22 protein-coding genes are annotated in these 17,790 nt (G+C 60.2%); 9 read left to right on the top strand and 13 right to left on the bottom strand.

The annotated features are described in order from the left end of the window. Nucleotides 1-152: 152 nt before the first annotated feature. The 6 genes from ABMC88_RS01865 (at nucleotide 153) to ABMC88_RS01840 (ending at nucleotide 5,538) form a co-directional block, all read left to right on the top strand. Nucleotides 153-1,106: a calcium/sodium antiporter gene (locus ABMC88_RS01865; protein WP_349575556.1), complete on the top strand. Its 954-nt coding sequence runs from the start codon at nucleotides 153-155 to the stop codon at nucleotides 1,104-1,106. 5 nt (nucleotides 1,107-1,111) lie between these two features. Beyond that, complete coding sequence (locus ABMC88_RS01860; RefSeq protein WP_349575132.1) at nucleotides 1,112-1,891, top strand: SDR family oxidoreductase; 780 nt, start codon at nucleotides 1,112-1,114, stop codon at nucleotides 1,889-1,891. Nucleotides 1,892-2,195: 304 nt separating this feature from the next. Next, a complete protein-coding gene (gene uvrC, locus ABMC88_RS01855; protein WP_349575131.1) occupies nucleotides 2,196-4,043 on the top strand; it encodes an excinuclease ABC subunit UvrC in 1,848 nt (615 codons plus the stop codon). 139 nt (nucleotides 4,044-4,182) lie between these two features. Continuing rightward, nucleotides 4,183-4,848: a CDP-diacylglycerol--glycerol-3-phosphate 3-phosphatidyltransferase gene (gene pgsA / locus ABMC88_RS01850; RefSeq protein WP_349575130.1), complete on the top strand. Its 666-nt coding sequence runs from the start codon at nucleotides 4,183-4,185 to the stop codon at nucleotides 4,846-4,848. Then, entirely contained in the window at nucleotides 4,848-5,093 is a 246-nt protein-coding gene (gene moaD / locus ABMC88_RS01845) for a molybdopterin converting factor subunit 1 (RefSeq protein WP_349575129.1), read from the top strand. Before pgsA ends, moaD begins: the two co-directional genes overlap by 1 nt. Before the next feature lies 1 nt (nucleotide 5,094). Next, nucleotides 5,095-5,538: a molybdenum cofactor biosynthesis protein MoaE gene (locus ABMC88_RS01840; protein ID WP_349575128.1), complete on the top strand. Its 444-nt coding sequence runs from the start codon at nucleotides 5,095-5,097 to the stop codon at nucleotides 5,536-5,538. A 2-nt stretch (nucleotides 5,539-5,540) separates the two neighbouring features. Here ABMC88_RS01840 and ABMC88_RS01835 read toward each other — a convergent pair whose 3' ends face one another. The 3 genes from ABMC88_RS01835 to ubiA form a co-directional block, all read right to left on the bottom strand. Beyond that, nucleotides 5,541-5,867, bottom strand: a complete 327-nt coding sequence (locus tag ABMC88_RS01835; protein ID WP_349575127.1) for a hypothetical protein — start codon at nucleotides 5,865-5,867, stop codon at nucleotides 5,541-5,543. After that, nucleotides 5,864-7,765: an OmpA family protein gene (locus ABMC88_RS01830; protein ID WP_349575126.1), complete on the bottom strand. Its 1,902-nt coding sequence runs from the start codon at nucleotides 7,763-7,765 to the stop codon at nucleotides 5,864-5,866. The genes ABMC88_RS01835 and ABMC88_RS01830 overlap by 4 nt, the downstream gene beginning before the upstream one ends. Nucleotides 7,766-7,828: 63 nt before the next feature. Further along, complete coding sequence (ubiA, locus tag ABMC88_RS01825) at nucleotides 7,829-8,803, bottom strand: 4-hydroxybenzoate octaprenyltransferase (RefSeq protein ID WP_349575125.1); 975 nt, start codon at nucleotides 8,801-8,803, stop codon at nucleotides 7,829-7,831. A gap of 12 nt (nucleotides 8,804-8,815) precedes the next feature. Between ubiA and ABMC88_RS01820 the strand changes: the two genes are divergently transcribed. From ABMC88_RS01820 to ABMC88_RS01810, 3 genes are all read left to right on the top strand, one after another. Then, nucleotides 8,816-9,541, top strand: a complete 726-nt coding sequence (locus tag ABMC88_RS01820; protein ID WP_349575555.1) for a 16S rRNA (uracil(1498)-N(3))-methyltransferase — start codon at nucleotides 8,816-8,818, stop codon at nucleotides 9,539-9,541. A 36-nt stretch (nucleotides 9,542-9,577) separates the two neighbouring features. Then, nucleotides 9,578-10,102 carry a hypothetical protein gene (locus tag ABMC88_RS01815; protein ID WP_349575124.1) on the top strand — a complete coding sequence of 175 codons (525 nt, stop codon included), beginning with the start codon at nucleotides 9,578-9,580 and terminating at the stop codon, nucleotides 10,100-10,102. Between the two features lie 75 nt (nucleotides 10,103-10,177). After that, the gene (locus tag ABMC88_RS01810; protein WP_349575123.1) at nucleotides 10,178-11,548 is read left to right on the top strand and encodes a glutamate--cysteine ligase; all 1,371 of its coding nucleotides are present in this window, start codon (nucleotides 10,178-10,180) and stop codon (nucleotides 11,546-11,548) included. 28 nt (nucleotides 11,549-11,576) lie between these two features. Here the strand turns inward: ABMC88_RS01810 and ABMC88_RS01805 are convergent, their stop codons facing one another. The 10 genes from ABMC88_RS01805 to ABMC88_RS01760 form a co-directional block, all read right to left on the bottom strand. After that, nucleotides 11,577-12,152, bottom strand: a complete 576-nt coding sequence (locus tag ABMC88_RS01805) for a DUF805 domain-containing protein (RefSeq protein ID WP_349575122.1) — start codon at nucleotides 12,150-12,152, stop codon at nucleotides 11,577-11,579. A gap of 137 nt (nucleotides 12,153-12,289) precedes the next feature. Beyond that, entirely contained in the window at nucleotides 12,290-12,646 is a 357-nt protein-coding gene (locus ABMC88_RS01800) for a hypothetical protein (RefSeq protein WP_349575121.1), read from the bottom strand. Between the two features lie 33 nt (nucleotides 12,647-12,679). After that, the gene (locus ABMC88_RS01795; protein WP_349575120.1) at nucleotides 12,680-13,117 is read right to left on the bottom strand and encodes a hypothetical protein; all 438 of its coding nucleotides are present in this window, start codon (nucleotides 13,115-13,117) and stop codon (nucleotides 12,680-12,682) included. A gap of 11 nt (nucleotides 13,118-13,128) precedes the next feature. Next, on the bottom strand, nucleotides 13,129-13,575 hold the full coding sequence (locus ABMC88_RS01790) for a hypothetical protein (RefSeq protein WP_349575119.1): 447 nt from the start codon (nucleotides 13,573-13,575) through the stop codon (nucleotides 13,129-13,131). Between the two features lie 24 nt (nucleotides 13,576-13,599). Further along, entirely contained in the window at nucleotides 13,600-14,133 is a 534-nt protein-coding gene (locus tag ABMC88_RS01785; RefSeq protein ID WP_349575118.1) for a GbsR/MarR family transcriptional regulator, read from the bottom strand. A gap of 89 nt (nucleotides 14,134-14,222) precedes the next feature. After that, a complete protein-coding gene (locus ABMC88_RS01780; protein WP_349575117.1) occupies nucleotides 14,223-14,864 on the bottom strand; it encodes a hypothetical protein in 642 nt (213 codons plus the stop codon). After that, entirely contained in the window at nucleotides 14,861-15,469 is a 609-nt protein-coding gene (gene plsY / locus ABMC88_RS01775; protein ID WP_349575116.1) for a glycerol-3-phosphate 1-O-acyltransferase PlsY, read from the bottom strand. Before plsY ends, ABMC88_RS01780 begins: the two co-directional genes overlap by 4 nt. A 15-nt stretch (nucleotides 15,470-15,484) precedes the next feature. Beyond that, nucleotides 15,485-16,759 (bottom strand): dihydroorotase, encoded by a 1,275-nt coding sequence (pyrC, locus tag ABMC88_RS01770; protein WP_349575115.1) that lies wholly within the window; start codon nucleotides 16,757-16,759, stop codon nucleotides 15,485-15,487. Then, a complete protein-coding gene (locus ABMC88_RS01765; protein WP_349575114.1) occupies nucleotides 16,756-17,268 on the bottom strand; it encodes an aspartate carbamoyltransferase catalytic subunit in 513 nt (170 codons plus the stop codon). Before ABMC88_RS01765 ends, pyrC begins: the two co-directional genes overlap by 4 nt. Further along, complete coding sequence (locus tag ABMC88_RS01760) at nucleotides 17,265-17,696, bottom strand: hypothetical protein (protein ID WP_349575113.1); 432 nt, start codon at nucleotides 17,694-17,696, stop codon at nucleotides 17,265-17,267. Before ABMC88_RS01760 ends, ABMC88_RS01765 begins: the two co-directional genes overlap by 4 nt. Between the last annotated feature and the right edge of the window lie 94 nt (nucleotides 17,697-17,790).

Below are 17,790 nucleotides of genomic sequence, written 5' to 3'. Positions count from 1 at the left end.
GTTGCGTTATTTTTGGTGTTTATGGGTGTGCTCGGGTGGTTTGGTAAAATGCACTGGATTGGCGGCAAGACATTGACCCAAAAGAAATGCCGCAGCTGCGGAAGGTTCCGCATTGGCAAAGGCCCCTGCGGCTGTGAGGGGAAACGCGGATGATGACGGCGTGGTTGTTGTCGGGCCTTGGCCTGCTGATTTTGTTGCTGGCGGGGGATGCGCTGGTCAAAGGCGCGGTGAACCTGAGCCTGCGGATTGGCATCCCCGCCTTGATCGTCAGCCTGACGATTGTGGCTTTCGGCACCTCCGCGCCCGAGCTTCTGATCTCGATCAAGGCGGTGCTGGACGACGTGCCCGGAATTGCATTGGGCAATGTTGTCGGTTCGAATACGGCTAATATTCTGTTGGTGTTGGGGGTGCCCGCGCTGTTGGCGACGATGCACACCTCGGAATGTCAGACGCGTAAATCATTTAACCACATGATCGCGGCGACCTTGTTGTTCATCGCACTTGCGTATCGCGGTGTGTTCGACTGGATTGCGTCATTGGCCTTGCTGGCCGCGCTGGCTGCCATGCTGTTTGACGCCGCACGTGATGCGATGCGGCACCAAAGGGCGGATGCCGCATGTGGCGCTGATGATGAGCTGGAGGGCGTAGACCCTGATATGGCCGGCTGGCAGATCGGTGTTTTTCTGGTTCTCGGCCTTGTCGGTTTGCCACTTGGTGCGTCTTTGCTGGTTGATAATGCGACGATCATCGCCAAGGAATTCGGCGTGAGCGACACGGTCATCGGCCTGACATTGGTCGCCATTGGCACGTCCCTGCCAGAGCTGGCGACGACCGTCATGGCAGCCTTGCGCAAGCAGGCGGACGTGGTTTTAGGCTCGGTCATCGGGTCGAATATGTTCAACTTGCTTGCAATCATCGGGGTGGCGGGCCTTGTTGGTCCGATCGCAGTGGACCCTGAATTCTTGCGATTTGACCTGTGGGTCATGCTGGGGGCGTCGCTTTTGTTGATCCCGTTTGTCTATTTTGGAAAAGACATCACGCGCATCTGGGGAATTGCCCTGACCGCACTATATGCCACATATCTGATTGTGGTATTGGCGGGCTAAACATCATGAAACGAGCATTGGTTACCGGCGCAGGGCAGCGGTTGGGACGTGCTATGGCGCTTTATCTCGGGTCGCGGGGCTTTGATATAGCGGTGCATTATGCCAGTTCCCGCGAGGGCGCGGAGCAGGTCGTGGCCGAGTTGGAGGCGATGGGCCGACGCGCCGTTGCGGTGCAGGCCGATCTGCTGGAACTGGACGCGATGGAGCAGTTGCTGCCCAACGCGGTGGAGGCGCTGGGCGGGCAGGTCACCTGTCTGGTCAATAACGCCTCGATTTTTGAATACGACACGATTGAAACCGCCACCGCGCAAAGCTGGGACAGGCATATTAATTCGAACCTGCGCGCACCTTTTGTGCTGACCCAAGCAATGGCAACGCAGGGGCTAGAGCCAACAACAGACACTGCAGGAGAGCCGGTGGCCAGCGGTCTGGTCGTCAATATGCTGGACCAGCGGGTGCGCAAACTGACGCCAGAGTTTATGACCTATACGCTCGCTAAAATGGGGCTATGGGCGTTGACCCAGACCACGGCGCAGGCGCTGGCGCCTGCCATCCGCGTCAATGCCATCGGGCCGGGGCCAACCCTGCAAGGCAGCCGCCAGTCGCAGGCGCATTTTGACGGGCAACGGGCTGCAACCGTGTTAGGACGGGGGGCAAACCCGTCGGACATCACTGCCGCTTTGAGCTATTTTCTGGACGCTCCAGCGGTCACTGGCCAGCTGTTGTGTGTGGACGGCGGACAGCATTTGGGGTGGCAAACGCCTGACGTTCTGGGGGTGGAGTAGGGGTGCAGCGGCAAAAGTTCTGCACGGGTAGGATGAATGTGCACAATTGTGCTTAAAATCAATTCGTTAACATATTCATTTTGCAGCATAATTAATTTTACTGCTTTAAATCAATGCCTTGCTGAACTGCCTAAAAATTATACAAATTAACGAAACGCTTATAAAGTAAGAAAAATATCCGACCATCCGAAACTTATAGGCAGAGTTATCCACAGATAACGTGGACATGTTTTTGGTTGATGCCACTGGTAAAACATGTGGAGGAGTAAGAGGGAATCAAACGCAGATGCCGCAAGGGGATGAAATGGTGCCAACCGGCCACGAGGTGATCCAAGGGTATCTGAAAACTCTGGATGGATCGCCCGGCGTCTACCGTATGCTGGATGTCGAAAGCCGCGTTTTATACGTGGGCAAGGCGCGCAATCTGCGTGCGCGGGTCAGCAACTACGCGCGTCCCTCTGGCCACAGCGGGCGCATTGCGCGGATGATCGACAACACCGCTTCGATGATGTTCCTGACCACGCGGACCGAGACAGAGGCGCTGCTGTTGGAGCAGAACCTGATCAAGCAACTCAAGCCCAAGTTCAACGTGCTGCTACGCGACGACAAGAGCTTTCCCAACATCCTTGTGACCTCTGGCCACGACTATCCACAGATCAAGAAACATCGCGGCGCGAAAAAAGAGAAGGGGGCATATTACGGCCCCTTTGCCAGCGCGGGCGCGGTGAACCGAACGCTCAATCAATTGCAGCGGGTGTTTTTGTTGCGCGATTGTTCAAACTCGCAATTCGAGAACCGCACCCGGCCTTGTTTGCAACACCAGATCAAGCGATGCTCGGCGCCGTGCGTGGGCAAGATCAGCGCCGAGGACTATGCCCAGACGGTGGCCGATGCGCAGAAGTTTCTATCGGGCAAAAGCACGGGCATCCAGACGCGGCTGGCGGCCGAGATGGCCCAGGCCTCGGAAGAGATGGAGTTCGAGCGTGCGGCGGCATTGCGCGACCGCATCAAGGCGCTGACACAGGTACAGACGGCCCAAGGCATCAACCCGAAGGGCGTGGAGGAGGCCGATATCATCGGGCTTCACATGGCCGACGGGCAGGCTTGTGTGCAGGTGTTCTTTATCCGCTCGGGGCAGAACTGGGGTAACCACGACTACTACCCGCGCCTCAGCGAGGATGTCGAAGCGGCGGAGGTATTGGAGGCCTTCCTAGGGCAATTTTATGATCAACGTGACCCGCCGCGCCAGTTGATCCTGAGCCATGCTTTGGAAAACCCCGAGCTGATGGCCGAAGCGCTTGGCAGCAAAATCAACCGCAAGGTCGAGCTGCTGGTCCCCCAACGTGGCGAGAAGGCCGAGCTGGTCGAAGGGGCGCTTCGCAACGCCCGCGAAAGCCTTGCGCGCAAGATGGCGGAAAGCGCGACCCAGACCAAACTGCTGCGCGGTTTGGCCGAGGCGTTCGAGTTGCCCAAAACGCCTGAACGGATCGAAATTTACGACAACAGTCACATTCAGGGGGCCTTTGCCGTGGGGGCGATGGTTGTTGCGGGCCCTGAAGGGATGGTCAAAAGCCAATACCGCAAGTTCAACATCCGCGGAGATGCGCTGACCCCCGGGGATGACTTTGGGATGATGAAAGAGGTGCTTTCGCGCCGCTTCAAACGCTTGATTAAGGAAGACCCCAACCGCGTTGAGGGGCATTGGCCCGACCTTCTGCTGATTGACGGCGGTGCGGGACAGGTGAGTGCCGTGCGCGAGATTATGCGTGAGTTCGGGGTTGAGGATATTCCCATGGTCGGTGTCGCCAAAGGCGAGGACCGCGATGCGGGCAAGGAAGAATTCTACCGAACTGGCAAGCCAGTGAAAGCGCTGCGGCACAATGATCCTGTGTTGTATTTCATCCAGCGGATGCGCGACGAGGCGCACCGCTTTGCCATCGGGACGCACCGTGCAAAGCGGGCCAAAGCGGTTGGCGCCACACCTTTGGACGATGTGCCGGGTGTGGGTGCTGCGCGCAAACGGGCGCTGTTGGCGCATTTCGGCTCGGCCAAGGCGGTTGGACGGGCAAATTTGCATGACCTCAAGGCGGTTGAAGGGGTCTCGGATGCGTTGGCGGACACGATCTATGCCTACTTTCACGAGAAGGGGTGATTCTGTGTGAAAGTTTCCCACGTGTGGTGGGGGCGGGTTTTGAGTTTAAAGGCAAAATAAAGAAGCGGATTGCGGCGTGGGCTCTGCTGAAGGGGGCTTCGTGCTTTTACGTGATTGTGGGGCAGTGTAGGGTGATGACATGAAATGGAATGTGCCGAATATCCTGACGGTTTTGCGTCTGCTTGCTGCCCCCGCTTTGGCAGTGATGTTTTTGTATTTCACGCGGCCCTATGCGGATTGGTTTGCGTTGATGTTGTTTGTGTCGGCAGCGATTACGGACTGGTTTGACGGCTATCTGGCGCGGTCTTGGGGGCAAGAGACGAAGTTGGGCGCGATGCTGGATCCGATTGCGGACAAGGCGATGGTGGTGATCGCGTTGATGGTGATCGTCGGCTTTTCAAGCTGGTCGCCGTGGTTGGTTTTGCCTGCGACTGTGATTCTGTTTCGCGAAGTCTTTGTTTCCGGTTTGCGGGAATATCTGGGCGATACGGCGGGCACGTTGAAGGTGACCCAGCTGGCGAAATGGAAGACGGCCCTGCAGATGACGGCAATTGCCGTGCTGTTCAGCCAAGGCGTGTTCGAGCATTATCTGGGTGCGAATATCTATGGCATGGATGATGCGATGGTGCAGGCCATCCTGACAGGCGCCGAGGAAGACGTTTTGGGCCTTGGCTGGAAGGTTGTCGCGATGGAGTGGTCGGGCCGCATTGGTCTGTGGCTGTTGTGGTTGGCCGCAGGGCTGACTGCGGTGACGGGTTGGGATTATCTGATGAAGGCGATGCCCTATCTCAAGGAGGGGCGCTGATGGACGTTTTGTATTTTGCATGGGTGCGCGAACGCATCGGGATCGCACGTGAGAAGGTTGAGACGCAGGCCGCTACTGTGAGCGATCTGGTCGCAGAGTTGCGCGGGCGGGAAGAGCGGTATGCCGCTGCGTTTGAGGATGTCAGCGCGCTGCGCGTGGCGCTGGATCAGGAGTTGGCGGATTTTGACGCCGCTTTGGACGGCGTCCGCGAGGTTGCCTTCTTTCCGCCGATGACGGGCGGCTGACGTGAAGGTTCTTGTTCAGGCGGAGCGATTTGATCTGGGGGCGCAGAACGCGGCATTCGCGGCCGGTCATCGTGATATGGGAGCGATTGTGACCTTCACGGGCATCGTAAGGGACCTTCCCGACGATCCACTTGTTGCCATGGAGATCGAGCATTACCCAGCCATGACCGAAAAAGCGATTGCCGCCATGGCGCAGGAGGCGACAGAGCGGTTCAATCTGGGCGATGTGCTTGTGATCCACCGCTATGGCCGGTTGGAGCCTGGTGAGATGATAATGATGGTTGCCACCGCCGCACGGCATCGCCGTGACGCATTCGAGGCGGCGACATATCTGATGGATTATCTGAAATCGCGTGCGCCGTTCTGGAAGCGCGAGATTACAGCAAAAGGGGCCGCATGGGTTGCGTCCACAGACGAGGACGAGGCGGCGCTGAGCCGCTGGTAGCCTTAGCCCGCGCGCTGGCTTTCGATATAGGCGCGCATTTCTTCCGCCTCGTGGCGCGCATCGCGCAACCCGTCCATTGCGGCACGCAGCTCTGCCTCTGTTTGGGACAGCTGGTTGGTCAGTTCTGCCTCGCGTTGTTGCAGGTAGGTGATCGCCTGATCGCGGGTTTCTTCGGCCTCGTGCAATTCTTGGCTCATCCGGTCAAGCTGGGCAACGTCGTCGGCAGCCACACGGGTAAAGCGGTGCAGCAGCCAATTGGCGAACCACCCCATGCAAAACGCAACAAAGAGAATGATGGCAGTCGCGAGGACAAATTCAAATCGGCTCATTCGGTGGCGCTTTCTTCGGTCGGCGTGTCTGTTGCTGTATCACCTGTTTGTGCGGTGTTTTCCAGCGTTGTTTCATCGGGTGTTGCAACTGTCTCGGGGCGGATCAGGCGGAACTCGATCCGGCGGTTGGCTTCGCGGCCTGCTTCGGTGTCGTTGCTGGCAACTGGGCTGTCCTCGCCATAGCCTTTGGCCTGAAACGAGCGGGTGCTAACGCGGCGGGCGCGCAGCTCGTTCAGGACTGATTCAGCGCGGCTTTGGCTAAGGGCGAGGTTCATTTCCTCGCGGCCCTGACTGTCGGTGTAGCCCTGGATTTCAAGGCGCAGGTCGCCGCAGCGTTTGATGACGGCTGCGATTTCATCCATTGTGCCAAGGGCCGAGGCGTCGATCGTAGCTGAGCCCGGTTCAAAGTTGATCTTGCCTGCTTGCACGATCGTGCCAATTTCGGCCTCGCATTCATCGGGGGTGGGTAGGCCAAGAACGGGGTCGAGCTTTTTCTGGTAGGTCACGTTCACGTCGAAGGCAGCGCCTTCGCCCAGCTTGCCAGCCAGAAGCGATGCGATTTCGGTCGAGGCGTCAGGGTTGCCCGTATTACCCGTCAGGTCGAGCGCTTCTGGCGTGACGGTAACGGCGCCATTGCTGAGCTGGCCCAAAGCTTCGAGGCCGGCCAGCACGCGGGTGGGCCAATCCAGCGGCAGATCGTCAACCACGCGGGTGGCCGTATAAACACTGTCCGAGCCGAATCGCGCTTTTGCAAAGCTGGTGGCCAGTTCGCGCAGCGCAGGGTCGTTCACGCGGCCGCGCAATTGCACCTGGCCTTCGGGGCTTAGGGTGGCACTGAATTCGGGCGGGCCCGCATCGGGGTCTTGGGTGGCGGGCAGCTTGGCCTGCAAAGCAAAGACAGAGGGGAGGGCGTTTTCAAGCTCTCCCACAACTGTGTCGAATTCCGATCGGTTGGTCCCTGCGGCGGCCAGCAGCGTGATGTCGGCGTCGGCAATTGTGAACGACGCACCGCTGCCCAGTTTGGTCAGCGCCGAGATCGAGGCCGTGACTGCATCGGCCCAACGCGGGGTAGGCACACCCAGACCAACGGTACAGCGTGGATCATCCGCGCCTGCCGCCTTGGCGGCTGCCACGATCCGCGCCGCCGCGGCGTCTGTATCGGCCGAGCACGCGTCAAAGCTGGCGCCTTCGTCGGTGATCTGAAAGCGGGTCGTGAAGGGGGTAATCACAGGCCGTGGGGCAGCAATGTCGAGGGTCAGTTCGATCTGGTCCGGCGACATCTTTTGCAGGTTCTTTTCCAACCGCGCTTTTTCGATCGCGCTGTCGGTGATTGCCGTGATCGCCACGCGCTGCGCGTCGACGGATACTTTGGCGCGGGGCAGGCTGCTCATCGCGTCCAGCGCGAATTCAATCGCGTTTTCCCAACCCTCTGGTGCGGGATAGTCGGCGGTTTCCAACAGGTCCGTCACGCCTGTGCTGCCCGCAAGGCTATTAAAGCGGGTGACAACATTTTCGCGGTCGGTGCTGGTGGGGATCAAGCCGATTACGGACAACCCGCTGTCATTGCGCAAAATCTCCATCGAAAATTTGGGCGCGGCGAGTGCTTCTTGGGCAGCGACGCCCATGTCGTCGATCACGCGGGCCGCATCCACGACGGAGCCTGCGGTTGTTAGCGCAGAGAAACGCACCGCCTCGGTCGGGGCTGTGCCGGACAACGCGACCTGAAGGCCGTTGGCCTCTACCTCGGCCCATGTCATGCCCTTTTCATCCAGCGCGTCACGCACGCTGATTTCAGAGCTGTCTTCGATCAGGCTGACCGAAAAATTCGCCGCAACCAGTGCGATAACAGCGGCGGCAGCGAAGGTCAGGAAAATAGTAAGCAGGGACGAGAGGCGCATAGGCACTTTCAAAACAGAACAATAACTAGGCAAAGTGATACGCTGGCCGCGCCACAGGTGCAATCACACGAGTAGCGCAATGGCAAAAAACAGGAGCGGAATGATGCCAGTATCGCGGTTGACGCGAAACAATTGCAACATTTTCCCCGAATTGTGAATGTCGAGGCCGCGCAGCTGCCATGCCATATGCCATCCCATCGCCCATGGCCCTGCCAATGCAATCACCAATGCCAAAGCCGATCCACTGGGCAGTCCGCTGAAAACAACGGCAATTCCCATCAAGCCGACCGTCGCCATCAAGAAACGGCGCAGCCACTTGCCCGTGTTCTCTCCGAACAGGCGTGCGGTTGATTTCACCCCGATCAGGGCATCGTCTTCAGTGTCCTGATGCGCATAGATGGTGTCATAAAACAGGGTCCACGCAATACCGGCAAGGTAAAGGACAACCGCAGGCGCATCCAACCGCCCCGTATGCGCCGTCCACGCCAGCAAGGCCCCCCAGTTAAACGCAAGCCCCAAGAACATCTGCGGCCACCATGTAAAGCGTTTGGCAAAGGGATAAATCGCGACAGGGATCAACGCCAGCACGCCCAGACGTATTGCCGCAGCGTTGAAACTGAGCAGGATAGCGAAAGAAACAAGCGCTTGAACCACCATCCAGATGGTGGCCCCCGTCACAGTGACCTGACCCGCAGGCAGAGGCCGCGAGCGGGTTCTTGCAACCTGCGCGTCGATCTTGCGGTCAGAGATATCGTTCCACGTACAGCCCGCGCCGCGCATCAAAAACGCGCCAATGGCACAGCCGACAAATATCCACAGATCAAACCACGCGGCCTGTCCATCATACAGCATCGCCAGCGACAGCCCCCACCAACACGGCAGCAACAACAACCATGTGCCGATCGGCCTGTCGGCGCGGCTGAGCCTCAGGTAAGGGCGCGTCGCGGCGGGTGCATAAAGGTCGACCCAGTTGCGGGAATAGGCGTCGGCAACACTTCCATCTGCGGCTGGCTCTGGTGGTGGGGCGTTGTCTTGCATATATCCAACCCTATGGATGCGAAAATCAGACTATATGTAGATCACCCATTGGGGGCGGGGCAATCGGTTCCTTTGGACCGCGGGCAGGCACATTACCTTTTCGGGGTGATGCGGCAGTCCGTCGGCGGGGCCGTGTTGCTGTTTAATGGCCGTGAGGGCGAATGGCGGGCGACGATTGCGCAAGCGAACAAGCGGGCGGGGGTTCTGGAATGCGATGTCCAGACCAAGCCTTTGCAGCTGCCTCCCGATCTGTGGCTGTGCTTTGCCCCGATCAAAAAGGCCCGCACGGATTTTATCGTCGAAAAAGCAGCCGAGATGGGCGCCGCGCGGATCGTGCCGATGCAGACCGAGTTCACAAACTCAGGAAGGATACAGCGTGACCGCCTGGCCGCCCATGCCGTTGAAGCCGCCGAACAATGCGGCGGCACGTTTGTGCCCGAGGTGGCCGAGATGCAGCGCTTTGGCTCTATCATGGACGGGTGGGACCCTGCGCGGCGGATCATGTTCTGTGACGAGGCGCTAAGCACCTCGCGCGCTGCGCCGCTCCTCGCTGGGGCTACGGGACCGTGGGCGATATTTGTGGGGCCGGAGGGCGGGTTCTCGGAACGTGAGCGCAACAAGCTGCGCGGGCTGGATCATGCGACCGCTGTCTCGCTGGGGCCGCGCATTTTGCGGGCGGATACGGCTGTCGTGGCAGCGATGACCCTGTGGCAGCAGGCCCTGGGGGATTGGGGATGAGTTCGCGCACCGCGAACAACACAGTGAGGGCCGCAGATGTTCTTTAGACCCGAAGCAAAGGCCGCCCTGTGGCGGTGGCGCGAGGTATTGGTGGCCGCAGGGCTGGCAGTGCTGGGCCTGTGGTGGATCATGGGGCCGGGGCGGTTGCTGGCCTTGCCGGGCTGGGCGCTGGTGCTGGTGGCTGTGGCACTTGCGTTGGTTGGCGTGCAACGCGGGCGCTTTCGCGGCGCTTCAGATGGCGCGGGCGCTGTGCAGGTGGACGAAGGGCAGATCGCCTATTTCGGCCCGCTGACAGGTGGCGTTGTGGCGTTGCGGGCGCTAGAGCGTCTGAGCCTCGATCGCAGTGCCAGGCCCGCGCATTGGCGGCTGGATGCCCCCGACCAGACGCCCGTGCTGATCCCTGTGAACGCCGCAGGGTCGGACGCGCTGTTCGATGCTTTTGCCACGTTGCCGGGTTTGCGGACCCAACGGATGTTGGCAGAATTGCAGGGGGGCAAAGCGCACGTCGTCGTGATTTGGGAGCGCAAGCCCTTGCGTCCTGCCCATGCGGTGCTGCATTGACGCTGTGACGAATCTCCGCAAAGCTGCGGGAACCACATATGCGGTTTGACCCGCGCCAAAAACGGAGTGCCACTCATGTCCATCCCCCAGTCCGGCGGCGGCCCGATCGAAAGTTTTGATCAACTGGCACAATACCTTAGCGACGGCTGCAAACCCAAAGAAGACTGGCGCATCGGCACCGAGCACGAGAAATTCGGCTATTGCAAAGACACGCACAAGCCGCTCCCCTATGAGGGCGAGCGTTCGATCCGTGTTATGCTGGAAGGGCTGCGTGACCGCCACGGTTGGGCCCCTGTAGAAGAGGGCGGCAAACTGATCGGGCTGGAAAAAGACGGGGCCAATGTCTCGCTTGAGCCGGGCGGCCAGCTGGAGCTGTCGGGCGCTCCCGTCGAGACCATCCACGAGACATGCGATGAGGTGAATGTACACCTGCGCGAAGTCAAGGATGTCGCCGACGAGATTGGCGTAGGCTTTATCGGTCTGGGGGCCGCGCCTGAGTGGACGCACGAGCAGATGGATCTGATGCCCAAGGGCCGCTACAAGCTGATGAACGACTATATGACCAAGGTCGGCACCATGGGCCGCGTGATGATGCGCCGGACCTGTACGGTGCAGGTGAACCTTGATTTCGGCTCCGAGGCGGACATGGTGCAGAAAATGCGCGTGGCCGTGGCGTTGCAGCCTGTGGCCACAGCCTTGTTCGCGAACTCCCCGTTCTTTGAGGGGCAACTGAACGGCCACAAATCATGGCGCAGCCGTGTGTGGCGCGATCTGGATGCCTCGCGCACGGGCATGATCCCGTTCGTGTTTGACGAAGGGTTCGGGTTCGAGTCTTGGGTGAATTACGCGCTCGATGTGCCGATGTATTTCGTCTACCGCGATGGCAAATACATCGACGCGCTGGGCCTGTCGTTCCGCGACTTTATGCAGGGCAAACTGTCTGCCCTGCCCGGTGAGACCCCGACGCTCAGCGATTGGGCGGATCACCTGACCACCGCCTTCCCCGAAGCGCGGATGAAAAAGTTCATCGAAATGCGCGGTGCCGATGGTGGCCCGTGGCGCCGTCTATGTGCGTTGCCTGCCTTCTGGGTCGGACTAATGTACGACCAATCCGCGCTGGATGGCGCGTGGGATATGGTCAAAGGCTGGGACGCAGAGACACGCGAGGCGCTGCGCGTCGCGGCCTCTGTGGACGGGCTGGCGGCAGAGGTGAACGGCATCAAGATGCACGATCTGGCCCGCGAGGCTGTCGCCTTGTCCGAGGCGGGTTTGAAAGCCCGCGGCCGCAGCGGTGCAGGCGGCATGGTCCCCGACGAGACGCATTTCCTGAACGCGCTGAAGGAAAGCATCGAGACAGGCAAAACCCCCGCCGACGAATTGCTTGATTGCTATAACGGCGAATGGGCTGGTGATCTGAGCCGGATCTACGCCGACTATTCTTACTAAAACCCGCGTTGGTTCCCGCCTCGGCAGCTCAGGCTGACGGGGCGGATTTCAGGACTTTGCTGCGGTAGTAATCCGAAATCTCGGCCTTGCGCTGGGCTTGTTGCGCGGGCGTGGGCGTCTTGTCCTTGTCGAAAAGCAACGCATAGCCCTGCATCGCCCGCTTGTGCCGATCCTCGGTCAGCGGCTTGCCGCTGGGGTCGACCACAGGTCGGGCGGCGGGGGAGCCGTGAATGGTGGTGCTGTTCTGGCTGGGCATGGCATGCAGGATCAGCAGCGCGATAGCACCAAGAGGCACAAAGGAAAGGATCACCCAAAAGCCCGAAAACCCTGAATCGTGCAGCCGGCGGATGGCGAGGCTGAAGTACGGGATCGCCATGACGATAAAGAACCAAGGGCTCAGCAGATTAAAAGGGCTGAGGCTGAAGATTGCTTGCTCGCCTTGGTCTTGTGCGAACGCCACGATGGTGCGCAGGTCCAGCAGGGCAAAGATGATACTGCCGATGATATAGAGAAGAAAAAACCACCAGTATTCGCTGCGGCCGGCGCGGCCCTTAAAGGTAAAGGTTTTTGCAAAGACTGTACTGATCGCGTTTACCGGTCCCATATCGCATCCATTCGTTCTATTCGCGGTTGAGCATGAAGGCGCGGTGTGGCTGCAAAACGGGCAGAATGGGGCAAAAGCGTGGTTTACATAAAAAGGGGCCGTGGATACGGCCCCTCTTAGTTTTGATGTTTGGCAGGTTAATCGAGCGGCCCGTCCGCGACCGCTTTGGCCGCAGCACTGTCCAGCATCAGGGCGCGCAAGGTGCCGACCGCTTGGGTAAAGCCAAGGCCAAGGCACAGGGCAGCAAACCCCAGCGCGCCCAGAAATCCCGCCAGCGGAGCCTGCGCCAGCAGCGGCAGCGCCGCCCCGATCAGGATCACGCCCCCCGCACCGATGGCCGCAAATCCGGTTGCGATGGTCACCGCTGCTGCGCGGGCAGTGGCGCGGCTTTGCGGGCATTGGCCCAGCATATCCCCGATCCGCAGGATCATGGTGGCAAGGGCTGCAAGCGCACCAAAGCCCAGTGCGATGTAGAGAATGGCAAGAATAGTCATAGTGTGTTCCTTTCTAGGAAGCTGAAGGTAAACTCAGAACGGGCGCGGTTTTGCGAAAAAGTCGCGCCGCAGGTTGGCGTAGAGGCGGCCAAAGCAGTAGGCCCACGCCGGCCCGAAGATCATGCCAAAGCCGCTGAGCCAAAGGCCCGCGCCAAACAGGTCTCCGTCTCCGCTGATCGCGGCGAAAACGAGGACGGCGAGCATGGCAACAGCCATCGCTTTGAACGCAAGCAACGCCAGATCATCGGGATCGCCATCGTGATAGCGCAGGTGCCACAGCAACAGCGGCGTGCCGATAATCAGGTAGACCGGACCGCCCAGAACAAGGGCGAAAACAGGGATAAACAAGAACCAAAAGCTCATCGCGGTAAACAGAATGGGCGCGCCGATCAGTGCTGCAAAGAACGCAACGGGGTCGATGATATAGTGCGCGGGGTAGGGCACAGGCGGCGGGGTCGGTACATAGGTCATGACGGCTCCTTTCAGGCTTTGTCAAAACGCAGGTAGATCAGGGCGAAGACAGCGGCGAGCGGCGGTGCACCGATCACGCCAAAGCCGATCGCTATGGCAGCGCCCAACAGGCCGCCCGCATTCCAGGTCGCCAGCGACACCAGCGCACCCAAGGGCAGTAGCCACAACAAAGAGCAAATCGCGAGCACGACAATCCCGCCCACGGTTGGCGCGTTGCGTTTCAGGTCACGCAGCAGGGTCGGCGTCCCGATGACGAAGTACAAAACCACGCCGATAACAGACAGCCCGTTCACCGCACCGATCCCGTTGGTTGCGGCCTGCGTGCCAGACAGGGCATTATTGACGAAGACCACAGCGACCAAAAGCAGATAAACGATCACAGGTGCGCCAAACAGCGCCACGCCAAAGCCTATGCCATGGATGTCTCTCTTTTCGGTAAATTCTAATTTTTCTGTCATAGCAGAAAATCCTTTTCAAAATTTTTAGCTGTCTTTGCCCTTCGGCAAGAAGCGGGCGATGCGGCCGCCGAGTTTGATCGCGGCCATCTGCACCGAGCGAGGCAGGCGCATGACATCGGTGTACCAGTTGTCAAACAGCTGCATCGTGTCCAGCGTTTCCTTGATCCGCGCCTGAACGGCGGGGGGGGTGGCGTCTGTTTCCGCCTCGCGTTGCACCTCTTCGAGGGCGCGCAGGGTGGGCAGATATTCACGCTCGCGGCGACTCTCGATCACGGTGGTGACCAGATCGAACATATCCCGCACCGAAGTAAAGTGATCGCGCCGATCGCCAAGCTTGCGTTGCGATTTCACCATGCCAAGGCTTTGCAACTCTTTCAGACCATTCGACACGTTCGAGCGGGCGAGGTTCAGCAGATCGCAAATCTCGTCCGCGCTGAGCGGGTCAGGGGCGATGTGCAGCAGCGCATGGATTTGCGCGACCGAGCGGTTAGTGCCCCATTTCGCACCCATGTCCCCCCAGTGGAGGATAAAGTTCTGCATGGCAGGGGTCAGGTGCATCGGGGCGACTCATTCTTTAAATTCTGTATGGACAGAAATATCAGAAGCTGCCTGATGTGCAAGTTATTTCTGTAATGGCAGAAATTTGGCTAATTCCGACGGTTCAGATTGAGGCGGAAAACACCTGACGATATCCGCATCTGTTGCAGGCTTTGCCCGCCCGCGATGTCATAGGTCAGCCGGATTTTCGCGTTGGAGATCTTGAGCGGGCTCAGGTGCCCGGGCCCTTGCACCACGGTATAGCGCATGTCGCAGATGCGCTGCGCATCTGACAGAGCCTCACCTGACGGGGTCAGCTGCACGACACGGCGACCGTCGTAGAATGCAGTTGCCGTGGGACATCCTTGCGCGTTGACCAGCCCGCCAATCGCCCGCACAGGGTCGGTGACGATTTGCGAAACTTTTGTAGGGTCGGACAGGGCCGTCCGCTCGTCCGTCGGGGTGATCTGCACAGAAGCGGGGCGGCCTGCGGACAGGGTAACCTCAACCAGCCGCGTCTTGCGCGATGATCGGCTGTCGCCCGTAAACACGCCACCCGCCGAGGTGCCTTTGAATGTGCCGTTGAAGACCCCCATCGGGGTGCTTGCCAGATCAGAGGTCAACGTTTGCGTGCCGCCCTGCTTTGACAAATCAAGCGTACCAAGCACCTTGCCTCCCAGAACAACGTCAAAGGTCTGCGCCGCAGCAGGCGCGGTAAGCAAAGCGGCACAAAAGGCCAGTGCAGTTTTCACTTCTTTTCACCAATCTTTGGCTCGTCGCCTGTGCGGATGCGTCTGATATTGCCACGGTGCCGCCAGATGACGATCCCGCTCAGCACGATGCACAGCAGATAGGCGGTGCCATAGCCCATCAACAAAACCGCCATGCTGGAGGCTGCCGCACTCAGCAAGCCGCCGACAGATGACATGCGCGATACCGCCGCGCCCAACAGCCACAGCGCACAGCATACGATGCCCACAGGCCATGCGAGCGCCAGCACAATGCCCAGAAATGTCGCGACCCCTTTGCCGCCGTTGAATTTCAACCAGACAGGATAGCAATGCCCGATCATCGCCGCCAAAGCCGCGACTTGGGCTGCGTCCTCGCCCGCCGTGGCGCGCGCGATCAGCAGCACAATCGCGCCCTTGGCCGCATCCAGAACCAGCGTCGCGGCGGCGGCAGGCTTGGACCCTGTGCGCAGGACATTCGTGGCCCCGATGTTGCCCGACCCGATGTCGCGCAGATTGCCCAGCCCCATCACACGCGCCATCACCATCCCGAACGGGACCGACCCCGCAAGATAGCCGATCACGGCCCAAAGCATTAAAACGTTCAGCGTATTCTCGATCAGCGGCATCAGGTCTGTCCCAGTCTAGTTTTCGTAAACGCAGGCACCAGCCACATACGTTGCCAGCACCTTACCCTGCATCCGCACCCCATCAAACGGGGTGTTGCGCGATTTCGAAGCAAGTGTTGCACGGTCCATGACAAAAGGCGCATTGGGGTCAAACAGCACCAGATCCGCAGGCGCGCCTGCCTCCAACCGCCCAGAGGGTAGGCCAAGGCGCTGCGCAGGGTTCAGCGACATGGCGCGCCACAGCTCGGGCAGGGTGATCATCTCGGCGTGCCATAACCGCAACGCGGCGGGCAGCAACGTCTCTAACCCGACAGCCCCAGAGGCCGCTTCTTCAAACGGCAATCGTTTGCTTTCTTCGTCCTGCGGGGTGTGCATAGAGCACACAATGTCGATCAGGCCGGAGGCCACAGCCTCCACCATGGCCAAGCGGTCTTCTTCGTCGCGCAACGGCGGCTTGAGCTTGAAGAACGTGCGGTAGTTGGCCACGTCCAGCGCGTTCAGCGTCAGGTGGTGGATGCCGATGCCCGCCGTGATGTCCAACCCGTTGGCCTTGGCCCGCTGCAACGCGGGCAGGGCGCGGGCAGTGGTGATTTGATCGGCGTGGTATTTGGCCCCTGTCATCTCGATCAGCGCAATGTCGCGGTCCAGCCCCATCCGCTCGGCCATGGGCGACACGGCAGGCAGCCCCCGCAGCGAGGCGAATTTGCCCGAGGTCGCGGCGGCCCCCTTGCTCAGGATCGGCTCTTGCGGGTGGGCGATGACCAACGCGCCAAGGCTGCGGGCATAGGTGAGGGCACGGGAGAAGACTTTGGTATCAGTGACCACATGGTCGCAATCGGTGAAGGCCACGGCGCCTGCATCCATCAGAAACCCGATTTCGGTCATCTCGCGGCCAGCGCGGTTTTTTGTGAGCGCGGCCATCGGCATTACGTGTACGGGGGCGGCCTCGTTTGCGCGGCGGGTGACGAACTCCAACGTTTCGGGGCTGTCGATGGCGGGATCGGTATCGGGCCGCGTGATCATCGTGGTCACACCGCCCCTCGCCGCCGCCATCCCGGCCGAGCGGTAGCTTTCTTTATGCCGCTCACCCGGCTCGCACACCTTCACGCCCAGATCGACGATGCCGGGGGCAAGGTATTTACCGCCGCAGTCGATGATCTGGCCTTTGGGATTGGCGATGCCGCCCTGCACAACCGCGCTGATCTGGCCGTCCTCAACGCTGACCGAGCCTGCAAATTCGGTCTGGCTGTCGGGGTCAATCAGCGCGGCGTTGATGAAATGAAGCGTCATGATTTGTCTTTCTGGATTTGCCGCATCAGGTCTAGCACATGTTCGGCGTCGTCAATGCGCGTGAATTGCGGGCTGCGCAACGGGAAAGGGTGCCGTTTGCTGCGGCGTGGCGGGCCAAAGGTCAGGGTGTGGCCGTCGTGCAGTTTGATTTTGGTCCGTGGTGTGATCCGCTTTTTCACCATTTGCCGATCGGCCCACGGATAGAACGTGCCGATGATGGCGCGGCTGTTGGTGAGGGTATAATAGCTATAGCGTCGTGCGACGGTGTCGCGCAGGACCGCATAGAGCGCAAGGCCCGCGCCCGCCCCGAAATGGATCAGCCCGATCATCCAGAACAACCCGCCCGCCATCGCGGCCATGGCGATCCAGATCATTGCAAAGGCGCTGAAGCCCAGCCCGAAAACCATTGGAAGAATATCCGCTTGCGCCATGGCAAAGCCGCGTGCGGGCCTGCCGTGCCAGAGGATCTCCTCACCCTCGTCGAGGATATCTTTCCACGGATCGCTCAAGGTGTCAGCCGGTTACGGGCGGCAAGGATTTGCGCGGCAATATCAGGGGCATCCGCCACATACGCGATGCGCACGCGCAGGCCGCCCTTGAGAAAGACAACCACGCCCCCGCCAAAACGGGTGCGGACATCAAGAATGTCGGCCAGCGGTATCCGCGCCTCGCCTTCGGGGCCGTGATGCATCAGCGCGTCACTGCGCAGATACCAGCGGTTCTGCCGTGCGGTGCGCCAGCGGGCGGGATCGTCAAAGCCGATGTTATAGGCCAGCGCCAGCACAGGCCCCACGTAAAGCACCTGCCAAAACCCGGTCGCCGCACCAATCACCCACCCCACAGCCGCCATCGCAGCAAGGGTCATCGCCCCCACAATCACGCAGCGGCGCAGATAGACGCGCAGGCTTGGCGTCCAAGCGGCGAGCGCGTCGCTCATCCTGCCATCCAGACCATGCCGCCAGCCACGGCAAAGGCAACCAGCAGCGCGATCATCGCGATGCGGCCTGACATTTTGGGGTCGGGTTTGGGTT

The organism is Sulfitobacter aquimarinus, assembly GCF_040149565.1.
Classification (GTDB): domain Bacteria; phylum Pseudomonadota; class Alphaproteobacteria; order Rhodobacterales; family Rhodobacteraceae; genus Sulfitobacter; species Sulfitobacter aquimarinus.
The sequence above is the reverse complement of the archived record's forward strand: the minus strand, read 5'-3'. Positions and strand labels throughout refer to the sequence as shown.

What these genes read in the sequence shown, in the direction of transcription:
- ABMC88_RS01865 (WP_349575556.1), top strand. Translation starts at nt 153, where the DNA reads ATGACGGCGTGGTTGTTGTCGGGCCTTGGCCTGCTGATTTTGTTGCTG.
- ABMC88_RS01860 (WP_349575132.1), top strand. Translation starts at nt 1,112, where the DNA reads ATGAAACGAGCATTGGTTACCGGCGCAGGGCAGCGGTTGGGACGTGCT.
- uvrC (WP_349575131.1), top strand. Translation starts at nt 2,196, where the DNA reads ATGGTGCCAACCGGCCACGAGGTGATCCAAGGGTATCTGAAAACTCTG.
- pgsA (WP_349575130.1), top strand. Translation starts at nt 4,183, where the DNA reads ATGAAATGGAATGTGCCGAATATCCTGACGGTTTTGCGTCTGCTTGCT.
- moaD (WP_349575129.1), top strand. Translation starts at nt 4,848, where the DNA reads ATGGACGTTTTGTATTTTGCATGGGTGCGCGAACGCATCGGGATCGCA.
- ABMC88_RS01835 (WP_349575127.1), bottom strand. Translation starts at nt 5,867, where the DNA reads ATGAGCCGATTTGAATTTGTCCTCGCGACTGCCATCATTCTCTTTGTT.
- ABMC88_RS01830 (WP_349575126.1), bottom strand. Translation starts at nt 7,765, where the DNA reads ATGCGCCTCTCGTCCCTGCTTACTATTTTCCTGACCTTCGCTGCCGCC.
- ubiA (WP_349575125.1), bottom strand. Translation starts at nt 8,803, where the DNA reads ATGCAAGACAACGCCCCACCACCAGAGCCAGCCGCAGATGGAAGTGTT.
- ABMC88_RS01820 (WP_349575555.1), top strand. Translation starts at nt 8,816, where the DNA reads ATGGATGCGAAAATCAGACTATATGTAGATCACCCATTGGGGGCGGGG.
- ABMC88_RS01815 (WP_349575124.1), top strand. Translation starts at nt 9,578, where the DNA reads ATGTTCTTTAGACCCGAAGCAAAGGCCGCCCTGTGGCGGTGGCGCGAG.
- ABMC88_RS01810 (WP_349575123.1), top strand. Translation starts at nt 10,178, where the DNA reads ATGTCCATCCCCCAGTCCGGCGGCGGCCCGATCGAAAGTTTTGATCAA.
- ABMC88_RS01805 (WP_349575122.1), bottom strand. Translation starts at nt 12,152, where the DNA reads ATGGGACCGGTAAACGCGATCAGTACAGTCTTTGCAAAAACCTTTACC.
- ABMC88_RS01800 (WP_349575121.1), bottom strand. Translation starts at nt 12,646, where the DNA reads ATGACTATTCTTGCCATTCTCTACATCGCACTGGGCTTTGGTGCGCTT.
- ABMC88_RS01795 (WP_349575120.1), bottom strand. Translation starts at nt 13,117, where the DNA reads ATGACCTATGTACCGACCCCGCCGCCTGTGCCCTACCCCGCGCACTAT.
- ABMC88_RS01790 (WP_349575119.1), bottom strand. Translation starts at nt 13,575, where the DNA reads ATGACAGAAAAATTAGAATTTACCGAAAAGAGAGACATCCATGGCATA.
- ABMC88_RS01785 (WP_349575118.1), bottom strand. Translation starts at nt 14,133, where the DNA reads ATGCACCTGACCCCTGCCATGCAGAACTTTATCCTCCACTGGGGGGAC.
- plsY (WP_349575116.1), bottom strand. Translation starts at nt 15,469, where the DNA reads ATGCCGCTGATCGAGAATACGCTGAACGTTTTAATGCTTTGGGCCGTG.
- pyrC (WP_349575115.1), bottom strand. Translation starts at nt 16,759, where the DNA reads ATGACGCTTCATTTCATCAACGCCGCGCTGATTGACCCCGACAGCCAG.
- ABMC88_RS01760 (WP_349575113.1), bottom strand. Translation starts at nt 17,696, where the DNA reads ATGAGCGACGCGCTCGCCGCTTGGACGCCAAGCCTGCGCGTCTATCTG.